Source organism: Bdellovibrionota bacterium, assembly GCA_035292885.1.
In the GTDB taxonomy this organism is placed as follows: Bacteria; Bdellovibrionota_G; JALEGL01; order JALEGL01; family DATDPG01; genus DATDPG01.
Window position 1 is genome coordinate 1 of sequence record DATDPG010000194.1, and the last position, 9398, is coordinate 9398.

Here is a 9398-nt window from a genome sequence, read left to right on the forward strand (position 1 = left end):
TTTCGCACCGATGATTCCGTACGTGGTCTTGGCCTCCGTAAAGCCGTAGTCGATATCCGCGCGAAGGGTATGCAAAGGCACCCTCCCTTCCATGTGCCACTCGCTTCGGGCGATTTCCGCTCCGCCGAGCCTCCCGCTGACGCGAACTTTGATTCCCTTGGCCCCCAATTTCATCGCGGACTGAACGGCGCGTTTGATCACGCGGCGGAACGCCACGCGGCGCTCCAGCTGCATCGCGATATTTTCCGCGACGAGTTGCGCATCCAATTCAGCCTTCCGCACTTCTTTGATGTTGAGAGAAATATCCTTCGACGTCATTTTCTGGAGCTCGGACCGGAGCGTGTCGATCCCGGCGCCCCGCTTGCCGATCACGATTCCCGGACGCGCGGAGAAGATATCCACGTTGCACTTATTGGCCGCCCGTTCGATTTCGATTCGGGAAACGCCGGCATGGAACAGTTTCTCCTTGAGGACTCTTCGAATCTTGAGATCCTCGTGCAGGCTTTTCGCATACTCCCTCTGGCTGAACCACCGCGACGTCCACGTTCGAATAATGCCCAGCCGAAAACCCGTCGGATTGACTTTCTGTCCCACCGCGTATCTCCTATCTCTCGTCCAAGACCACCGTAATGTGGCTCGTTCGTTTGTTGACGCGCGTTCCCCGTCCCATGGCCCGCGCGGTAAACCGTTTCATGATCGGCCCGTTATCCACGGAAATCTCCTTCACGTAGAGCGAGTCCGGATCCACCTTCTTCTGCGACGTGGCATTGGCGAGAGCGCTCTTCACCAACTTGGCGAACGTCGGCGCGCTCTTGTGCGTCGTGAACTTCAAAATCGCCGTGGCCTCTTCCACGCTCCGCCCGCGCAGCATGTCCGCCACCAGGCGCGCTTTTCGGGGTGGGACTCGAACGTATTTCAAAAATACCTTGGATGCCATCCGTTACGCCCCCGGCTCCGTCGTCGTCTTGCGATCTCCCGAATGCATGACAAACGTCCGCGTCGACGCGAACTCGCCCAATTTATGTCCCACCATGTTTTCCGTGATGAAGATCGGGAGAAATTTCCGGCCGTTGTGGATCGCAAAGGTGTACCCGACGAATTCAGGGAGAATCGTCGAGCGCCGCGACCAGGTCTTGATCACTTTCTTCTGGCCGGCCTCTTCACATTCCTTTATTTTCTTCATTACGTGGCCGTCCACGAACGGTCCTTTTCTTGTGCTTCGTCCCATTATTTCTTTCTCCGTTGAACGATGAATTTTTCCGTCCGTTTGTTCAGACGGGTCTTATAACCCTTCGTCGGCAGTCCCCACGGACTCACCGGATGGCGACCGCCTTTCGTCTTACCCTCTCCGCCGCCGTGTGGATGGTCGATCGGGTTCATCGCCGTCCCGCGCACGCTCGGATTTCGTCCGAACCATCGGGTTCGGCCGGCCTTGCCGATCGTGATGTTTTCGTGATCGATGTTGGAAAGTTGTCCCACCGTGGCGTAACAAAGTTCGGGAACCTTCCGAATTTCGCCGGAGGGAAGACGAAGCTGGGCATATCCCGCGTCTCGGGCCATCAGTTGCGCTGACGAACCCGCCGTGCGAACCATTTGGCCACCCCGCCCCACTTTCATTTCCACGTTGTGAACCAGCGTACCGGTCGGAATCTTTGAAAGCGGAAGGGCATTTCCGGGCCGAATCTCGGCCGCTTCCCCGGCCACCACGGCATACCCGACCTTCAAACCTTCCGGAGCCAAGATGTAGCGGCGATCGCCGTCCGCGTACGTGATCTGCGCGATAAACGTCGAGCGGTTCGGATCGTACTCAATCGAAACGACTTTTCCCGGAATGCCTTCTTTGTCCCTTCGGAGAAAATCGATCTTGCGGTAACGTCGTTTGTGGCCTCCGCCGATCCAACGCGACGTAATTCTCCCTTGGTTATTCCGTCCCCCGGTGCGTTTCGAGCTTTGAGTCAAAGCCTTGAGCGGCTTGGACCGCGTTAATTCATCAAACGTAAGCCGCGTAATGAATCGCGAACTGGGCGTAAATGGTTTTAATCCTACGATCGGCATCAGACTCCCTCGAACAGTTCGATTTTGTCCCCTTCGCGAAGCGTCGCGATCGCCTTCTTCCAGCTCGCCCGCTTTCCCGCATACCGCCCGACCTGCTTGAATTTTCCGCGAACGACAAGCGTGTTCAGCCCCTTCACTTTCACCTTGAAGGCCTTTTCGATCGCTTCTCGGATCTGCGGCTTGGTCGCGTGCTTCGACACCTCGAACACGACCTGATTTCCTTTTTCTCGAAGCTTCGTCGATTTTTCCGTGATGATGGGCCGGCGAATCACGCTTCCCAGTTCGGCGCTCATGACGTCCTCTCTTTCTCCATCCACTTCAGCGACGCCGAGGAGAGGAGCAAGGTGTCGTACTTCATCACGTCAAAGACATTGAGGCCCCGAACGTCGATGTACCTCGCGTTCGCAAGATTTCTTACCGAGCGATACAGTTTGTCGTTGTCCATGTCGACGACGAGAGCGCTCTTCGCCTTGAGTTGCTGCATCAGGTCGAGCATTATTTTCGTTTTCGGCGTTTTGAAAGAAGTGTCCGCTAATACGACGATCTTTCCATCGCGCTGCTTTTCGCTCAGCGCCACGGCGAGAGCCTGCCGCCGGACTTTCTGCGGCAGGCGATAGCTGTAATCTCGCGGCATCGGGCCGAAGAGCCGAGCGCCGCCCACCATCAGCGGAGACCGGTTGCTTCCCTGGCGGGCGTTGCCGGTCCCTTTTTGGCGGTACGGTTTCTTGCCCCCGCCCCGGATTTCGGAACGCGTTTTTGTTTTCGCAGACCCTTGCCTGCGGGACGCCAACTGCATCAGCACGGCGTCGTGGAGAAGGTGATTTTTCAGTTTCGCCCCGAAAAGCCCCGCGGAAAGTTTCGCCTCTCCGGAGCTCTTTCCTTTTTGATCGACCATCTGCGCCGTCAGTTCCATCTCTTATCCTCGGTAACTCTGAATCTCGACGTCCACCCCGGCCGCAAGATCGAGCTTCATCAACGCATCGATCGTCTGTTGCGTCGGCTCCAAAATGTCGATGAGCCGTTTGTGTGTCCGAATTTCAAATTGCTCCCGCGATTTCTTGTCCGTGTGAGGGGATCGCAACACGCAATACCGGTTGATTTTGGTCGGCAGTGGAATCGGCCCGGCGACGCTCGCGCCCGTCCTTCGAGCCGTTTCAACAATCTCCACGGTCGATTGGTCGAGGACCTGATAGTCATAGGCCTTGAGTCGGATGCGAATTTTCTCTTCTTGCGTCATTTCAGCTCCGTCGTCTTAGTTCCTTGGGGCAGCGCCGCCGTCCCTATACTTTGAAACGATCTCTTCCGCCAGCTGCGCGGGTACGGGCGAATAATGATCGAATTCCATCGTGAAACTGGCCCGCCCTTGCGTGTTGGATCGAAGGTCGGTGGAATACCCAAACATCTCGGAAAGCGGTACGAGGGCGGCGATCACCTGCGTTCCGATCCGCGGCTCCAATCCCAGTATTTTCGCCCGGCGCGAGTTTAAGTCTCCAATAACATTGGACATATACTCCTCTGGAACCACGACTTCGGCTTTCATGATCGGTTCCAATACGATTGGGGAAGCCTTTTTAGTCCCCTCCTTGAATCCGATCGAGCCCGCGATCTTAAACGCCATTTCGGAGGAATCGACGTCGTGATACGAGCCGTCGATCAATCGAACTTTGATGTCCACCATGGGGTACCCGGCCAGGATTCCGTTTTCCATGGCTTCCTCGATCCCCTTTTCGACCGGCTTGATGTATTCCTTCGGAATCGATCCCCCTTTGATGGCGGACTCAAACTCGAACCCCTTCCCTTTCTCGTTCGGTTCGATTTCCAAGAATACGTGTCCGTACTGGCCGCGACCGCCGGTCTGACGGATGTACTTTCCTTCGCTCTTAACCTTCTTCGTAATCGTTTCGCGATACGCGACCTGCGGTTTGCCGATGTTCGCATCCACTTTGAACTCTCGAAGCATCCGGTCGACGATGATCTCGAGGTGAAGCTCCCCCATGCCTGAAATGAGGGTCTGGCCGGTTTCCTCGTCGGTCTTCACACGGAAGGAGGGATCCTCCTGCGACAGTTTGTAGAGGGCGTCGCCCATTTTTTCCTGATCGGCCTTCGTCTTCGGTTCGATCGCAATTTGCATGACCGGCTCCGGGAACGTGATCGATTCCAACAGAATCGGGTGTTCGGGGTCGCAAAACGTGTCTCCCGTCATCGCATTCTTAAGCCCCACAGCGGCCACGATCTCCCCGGCGGTCGCGGAATCGATCTCTTCTCGTTTGTTGGCGTGCATCAGAAGAATCCGACCGATTCGCTCTTTCTTTCCGCGCGTGGAGTTCAGCATGGTCATGCCGCTGTCGACTTTTCCGGAATAAATGCGAAGATAGGTCAGCTGCCCGACGAAGGGATCGGACGTGATTTTAAACGCCAGTGCCGAGAACGGTTCTTTCACGTCCGCCTTCCGGAGCAATTCCACGGCCTTTTCGCCGTTCATTTTCTTACCTTTCACCGGAGGGATGTCCAGTGGAGACGGGAGATAGTCGACGACGCCGTCCAGAAGCTGCTGGACTCCTTTGTTCTTGAAGGCCGCGCCGCAAAGAACCGGCGTATGCTTGAAATGGATCGTCCCTTTCCGAATCACTTTTAGAATTTCCTCTTTTGTGATTTCCTTGCCGCCCAAATAAGCTTCCATAAATGCGTCGTCCGACTCCGACAAGGTCTCCATCATTTTCTCGCGCCACACTTTGGCGTCTTCCTCAAACTCCGCCGGAATCGGAATGGTCTCGAATTCCGCACCGAGCGTTTCGTCCTTGAAGAGGTGCCCCTTCATTGTGACAAGATCGATGACCCCGGTGTGCTTGTCTTCCACGCCCATCGGAATCTGAAGAGCCACCGGCTTCGCATGCAGCCGTGTGATCATTTGCTCCACGCAACGGGGGAAATTCGCGCCGATTCGATCCATCTTGTTGACGAATGCGAGACGCGGCACTTTATACTTATCGGCCTGGCGCCAAACGGTTTCCGACTGGGGCTCTACGCCGGCCACACCGTCAAAAACACCGACCGCTCCGTCCAAAACCCGCAACGATCGTTCGACCTCGACCGTGAAATCGACGTGCCCGGGCGTGTCGATGATGTTGATTCGGTGGTTCCGCCAAAAACAGGTCGTCGCGGCGGAAGTAATCGTAATCCCGCGCTCCTGCTCCTGGACCATCCAATCCATCGTGGCGGTCCCTTCGTGAACCTCGCCGATTTTGTGGGATTTACCGGTGTAGTAGAGTACGCGCTCGGTGGTCGTCGTCTTGCCCGCGTCGATATGGGCAATGATTCCGATATTTCGAGTTTTCTCCAGAGGTACGTACATCGTTTTCTTTCGAGCGCATTACGATTTCTTGAAAAATCTGCTCTCCTCCAAACTTAATTTCGTTCCCTTACCACCGGTAGTGCGCGAACGCCTTGTTCGCCTCCGCCATCTTGTGAACGTCTTCCCGCTTCTTGATGGCCGCGCCGCGGTTGTTGTAAGCGTCCATCACTTCATCCGCGAGCTTCTCCCGCATCGAATGCCCGGGCCGGCTCTTGGCCGCCAGAATCAGCCATCGAAGCCCCAGCGCCTCCCGCCGGGTCGTCCGCACTTCCATCGGGACCTGATACGTCGCGCCTCCCACCCGCCGGCTCTTCGTCTCGACCACCGGCTTGATGTTGTCGATGGCGCGCTTAAAAATCCGAAGAGGATCGTCCTTCATCTTTTCGGCCAAAATATCGAACGATCCGTAAACCAAATGTTCGGCGACGGACTTTTTTCCACTGCGCATAATCGTCGTCACGAACCGGCTCACCAAACGGTCGTGAAATTTCGGATCCGCCTCTCGAACTCGCGTCGCTATTTCTCTTCGTCTAGGCATTCGTTCAACTCCTTGCCGTAAGGTTCCCCTGTGTCTGCGCGCAGCAGGCTCCGCCCGCCGGACCCCAGACCGGACAATCCGCGCTTACCCTCTTTTCGTTCCGTATTTGGAGCGCGACCGCTTTCGATTCTGCACACCGACCGAATCCAGCGTGCCTCGCACGATGTGATAACGAACGCCCGGCAAATCCTTCACTCGGCCGCCTCGAACCAAAACCACCGAGTGTTCCTGGAGATTGTGTCCCTCTCCCGGAATGTACGCCGTGATTTCAAAGCCGTTGGTCAGTCGAACCCGAGCGACTTTCCGCAACGCCGAGTTCGGCTTTTTGGGTGTCACCGTGTAAACACGGGTGCACACTCCCCGCCGCTGCGGCGATCTCACAAGCGCCGGCGCGGACGTTTTGCGTCTTTGTTGGGCTCGTCCTCTCCGAACCAATTGACTAATCGTAGGCATCGTTATCGCTTCGAAAAAAGAGGCGGGAAGATAGGTAAAATGGCCAAAAATGTCAAGAGTATTAAGAGGTTTTTGACTTGCGGCGGAATCTCGCAAGAGGAGTGCATTCGATTCTCAGGCATGCCCTCGTTTCGTACTCAAAAACATCGTGTTTCAGAACGAGACCGAGTTAATTCGAAAAGCGCGAGAAAGGGTGTCGGCTTGATGACGAGCCTTAGTAGGCCCTCTTCCGCGAATAACTTGACCGGTTCGCGGGAGACGAAGCGGACTCAACGAAACTACGTAAGATCTTTGGAAATTATCACTATGCCCTCCCCCGATTGACATCAATATATGGTTATAGCATTATGTATATACTATGCATCGAACAACCCTTATGCTTCCCGACGTTTTGAAAAGGAAGGCGACCCTTCAGGCGCGCGAGTTAGGAATTTCTTTCGGAGAATTCGTCCGGAAGGCGATCGAATCGATGTTGCATTCTAGAAAGACCACGCGCGGTTCGGACCCACTCTTTTCCAATTTCCGTCCCTATGAAGGAAATGCTCCTTCCGATTCAAGCGTGGATCACGACAAGTATCTCTATGACGAAGAACCATGATCTTCATTGATACCGGGGCCTTTCTTGCACGCCACCTGAAATCCGACCAGTATCACGAGCGAGCCATCAAGAGTTGGGAAAAATTGCGCGAACGATTCCCACGCGCCTACACATCCAATTTTGTTGTATCCGAAACCCTGACCTTCCTTGGCCGTCGAACCGATTATCAATACGCCTCTGAGGTAGGACATAACATCTATGCTTCTTCGTTTCTGACCATACTCCGCCCTGACCATGCCGACGAAACGGAAGCTCTGAAATGGATGTCAAAATATGCCGATCTGAACGTGAGTTTCACCGATTGTGTGTCATTTTCCCTGATGAAGCGCTCGAGGATTACTCAAGTTTTTGGGTACGACCAGCGGCACTTCGAATCCGCTGGATTTTTGATCTGGGAATAAATCCCCCATTAGATTCGTGTGATCTTCGTCACGTTTGGTAGAATGGGTGGTGGAAACTACGATGAACTTTCGATCCTCAAAAGCAGCAGAGCGGGCCCTTGAATATGGCCTCGATCTTTCGTTGACCGAACACAATCTCACATTGACTCCGGAACAACGACTGGTTCAGCATCAGGAAGCCCTAAATCTCGTAATGGCGTTGACGGAGGCAGGAAAGCGGCTTCATGCAACAGAATCTAAATCAGCTTCTAGTGAATCTTCTTCAAAGCGATCTAGAATTTGTCAAAGAAAGTAACTTGTCATCAAAAATATTAATTCGTCAGCTTGTCGAACCCGACTTTGTACACGGCATTGAATTTATTGCGCGCGTACTTTCGCACCCTCGACTTTAGGTCTTCGGCGACTTTCCCGGCTTCATCCTGCCATTCATCGATACACTTATTGATCCCTATGTTCGCCTGATCGGTGAGATATGCGGACATCCTTTTCTCTTCTTTAGCCGTAAGCTCTCGGTGCGACAAGGCCAGTTCCTTGATATCCTTGTCGAGTTGCTCTGCAGGAATCGTGAGCGCATTCTCGACACACGCCAAAATGCCCCATGGCTGCGAAATCTTCTCAACATTCATGAGATACTGCACAAACTCATACCATTGATCCGAAGAACCTGGCGCGTTGTCATGCCCGAACACTTTGATGGGACAGTTCAACTCCGCATAATACGAAACCGCCGGCATTCGCAAGTCGAACGAGCCTTCCGACTTGCCATTCGCCCCGGACATGTCTACGCAGCGAAATGCTGTCGCGCTGAACGTGTCCTCAGGATCTCTTTTTGGTTTCGGCACGTAAGACATCGAACACACTTTGTGTATGTCGTGAAGAGTGTTCCCCTCTCTCTCGAGCTTTGAAACGATTTCGAATTCGATTTTTCCCTTTTGGGTGTCAACGGTCTTAAGTTTCAGTTTCCCGTTGTCTGTCGAGAACGAATATTTGGTCATTTCGAGAGACTTAAGACCCAATGCTCCACATCCCATCATTCCATCACAGTCAAGCTTACAGGAGGTTTCGGTTGAACAGTCTAATCCGCATTGTCCCAGGCCGGTCATTCTACCGTGGGTAAACCACTCGTAACCTGCAAAGACTTTGATCGGTTCCGCCAGCGCATTCGCCGGAATACCTGAGGCGACCAAGAGGAGTAGGATCAAGTAAGGTCCTGAACGTCTCTCTTTCATGCGTTCTTCACTTAATTACTTCGCTTCCGGCCGTTGCTCGACCGAGGGCGGCGTCAACCTTAACGAAGTGTCCGCTTCCTCCGAATCCTTTGTCATTTCCAACGGGGCTTCGTCCGTCGCCGCCTGAATTCCCAGATTTCGGTAATACGGCACGCCGGTCCCGGCCGGGATCAGCCGGCCCATGATGACGTTTTCTTTGAGTCCCCGAAGATAGTCGGTCTTTCCATTGATCGCCGCTTCCGTAAAAACCTTCGTAGTCTCTTGGAATGACGCAGCAGAGATGAACGATTCCGTCGAGAGCGACGCTTTGGTAATTCCAAGGAGCAATGGCTCGGCTGTCGCCGGTTTTCCGCCCTTCTTCTTCACCTTTTCGTTCACTTCCTGGAAATGGGCTTTTTCGACCTGCTCGCCGTCCAGGAACGTGGTATCGCCCGCATCGCTCACCTTCACTTTCCGGAGCATCTGCCGAACGATCGCTTCGATGTGCTTGTCGTTGATTTTCACGCCCTGAAGTCGATAGACTTCCTGGACTTCGTCGACGAGGTATTTCGCCAGCTCCTTTTCTCCCAACACGCGCAAAATGTCGTGGGGATTGGCCGAGCCGTCCATCAACGCCTCGCCGGCCCGGATCCGGTCGCCTTCCAGAACGGACACGTGCTTCCCTTTTGGAATCAGGTACTCGCGCGGATCTCCGACATCGGGCGTAACGACCACTTTCCGTTTTCCTTTGGTGTCTTTTCCGAAGGAAACGACTCCATCGACTTCGGCGATG

Annotated in this window: 13 protein-coding genes; 1 reads left to right on the forward strand and 12 read right to left on the reverse strand. The window is 54.3% G+C overall.

Going from position 1 to position 9398, the window contains the following annotated elements; translation table 11 throughout:
* The 10 genes from rpsC to rpsL form a co-directional block, all read right to left on the reverse strand.
* The coding region (gene rpsC, locus VI895_14115) for a 30S ribosomal protein S3 (protein HLG20935.1) at window positions 1-594 on the reverse strand (594 nt) is incomplete at its 3' end.
* A 10-nt stretch (window positions 595-604) separates the two neighbouring features.
* Window positions 605-937: a 50S ribosomal protein L22 gene (gene rplV / locus VI895_14120; protein HLG20936.1), complete on the reverse strand. Its 333-nt coding sequence runs from the start codon at window positions 935-937 to the stop codon at window positions 605-607.
* Window positions 938-940: 3 nt separating this feature from the next.
* Window positions 941-1228, reverse strand: a complete 288-nt coding sequence (gene rpsS, locus VI895_14125) for a 30S ribosomal protein S19 (GenBank protein HLG20937.1) — start codon at window positions 1226-1228, stop codon at window positions 941-943.
* Complete coding sequence (gene rplB, locus VI895_14130; protein HLG20938.1) at window positions 1228-2055, reverse strand: 50S ribosomal protein L2; 828 nt, start codon at window positions 2053-2055, stop codon at window positions 1228-1230. Before rplB ends, rpsS begins: the two co-directional genes overlap by 1 nt.
* Window positions 2055-2348 (reverse strand): 50S ribosomal protein L23, encoded by a 294-nt coding sequence (locus VI895_14135; protein ID HLG20939.1) that lies wholly within the window; start codon window positions 2346-2348, stop codon window positions 2055-2057. Before VI895_14135 ends, rplB begins: the two co-directional genes overlap by 1 nt.
* Window positions 2345-2968 carry a 50S ribosomal protein L4 gene (gene rplD / locus VI895_14140; protein HLG20940.1) on the reverse strand — a complete coding sequence of 208 codons (624 nt, stop codon included), beginning with the start codon at window positions 2966-2968 and terminating at the stop codon, window positions 2345-2347. Before rplD ends, VI895_14135 begins: the two co-directional genes overlap by 4 nt.
* 3 nt (window positions 2969-2971) lie before the next feature.
* Window positions 2972-3292 (reverse strand): 30S ribosomal protein S10, encoded by a 321-nt coding sequence (gene rpsJ, locus VI895_14145; protein HLG20941.1) that lies wholly within the window; start codon window positions 3290-3292, stop codon window positions 2972-2974.
* A gap of 15 nt (window positions 3293-3307) precedes the next feature.
* Window positions 3308-5407 (reverse strand): elongation factor G, encoded by a 2100-nt coding sequence (fusA, locus tag VI895_14150; protein ID HLG20942.1) that lies wholly within the window; start codon window positions 5405-5407, stop codon window positions 3308-3310.
* Window positions 5408-5474: 67 nt separating this feature from the next.
* Window positions 5475-5945 carry a 30S ribosomal protein S7 gene (gene rpsG / locus VI895_14155; protein HLG20943.1) on the reverse strand — a complete coding sequence of 157 codons (471 nt, stop codon included), beginning with the start codon at window positions 5943-5945 and terminating at the stop codon, window positions 5475-5477.
* A gap of 84 nt (window positions 5946-6029) precedes the next feature.
* Window positions 6030-6398, reverse strand: a complete 369-nt coding sequence (gene rpsL / locus VI895_14160) for a 30S ribosomal protein S12 (GenBank protein HLG20944.1) — start codon at window positions 6396-6398, stop codon at window positions 6030-6032.
* A gap of 594 nt (window positions 6399-6992) precedes the next feature.
* Here rpsL and VI895_14165 point away from each other — a divergent pair.
* Window positions 6993-7397, forward strand: a complete 405-nt coding sequence (locus VI895_14165; GenBank protein ID HLG20945.1) for a PIN domain-containing protein — start codon at window positions 6993-6995, stop codon at window positions 7395-7397.
* A 311-nt stretch (window positions 7398-7708) separates the two neighbouring features.
* Here the strand turns inward: VI895_14165 and VI895_14170 are convergent, their stop codons facing one another.
* Both VI895_14170 and VI895_14175 read right to left on the reverse strand, forming a co-directional pair.
* Window positions 7709-8626: a hypothetical protein gene (locus VI895_14170; protein HLG20946.1), complete on the reverse strand. Its 918-nt coding sequence runs from the start codon at window positions 8624-8626 to the stop codon at window positions 7709-7711.
* Window positions 8627-8641: 15 nt separating this feature from the next.
* The coding region (locus tag VI895_14175; GenBank protein ID HLG20947.1) for a DNA-directed RNA polymerase subunit beta' at window positions 8642-9398 on the reverse strand (757 nt) is incomplete at its 5' end.

Bases quoted from the DNA above. Each gene is read 5' to 3' on its own strand.
- rpsS (HLG20937.1), bottom strand. From the start codon at position 1,228: ATGGGACGAAGCACAAGAAAAGGACCGTTCGTGGACGGCCACGTAATG.
- rpsJ (HLG20941.1), bottom strand. From the start codon at position 3,292: ATGACGCAAGAAGAGAAAATTCGCATCCGACTCAAGGCCTATGACTAT.
- rpsL (HLG20944.1), bottom strand. From the start codon at position 6,398: ATGCCTACGATTAGTCAATTGGTTCGGAGAGGACGAGCCCAACAAAGA.
- VI895_14170 (HLG20946.1), bottom strand. From the start codon at position 8,626: ATGAAAGAGAGACGTTCAGGACCTTACTTGATCCTACTCCTCTTGGTC.
- VI895_14135 (HLG20939.1), bottom strand. From the start codon at position 2,348: ATGAGCGCCGAACTGGGAAGCGTGATTCGCCGGCCCATCATCACGGAA.
- rplB (HLG20938.1), bottom strand. From the start codon at position 2,055: ATGCCGATCGTAGGATTAAAACCATTTACGCCCAGTTCGCGATTCATT.
- rplV (HLG20936.1), bottom strand. From the start codon at position 937: ATGGCATCCAAGGTATTTTTGAAATACGTTCGAGTCCCACCCCGAAAA.
- rplD (HLG20940.1), bottom strand. From the start codon at position 2,968: ATGGAACTGACGGCGCAGATGGTCGATCAAAAAGGAAAGAGCTCCGGA.
- fusA (HLG20942.1), bottom strand. From the start codon at position 5,407: ATGTACGTACCTCTGGAGAAAACTCGAAATATCGGAATCATTGCCCAT.
- rpsG (HLG20943.1), bottom strand. From the start codon at position 5,945: ATGCCTAGACGAAGAGAAATAGCGACGCGAGTTCGAGAGGCGGATCCG.
- VI895_14165 (HLG20945.1), top strand. From the start codon at position 6,993: ATGATCTTCATTGATACCGGGGCCTTTCTTGCACGCCACCTGAAATCC.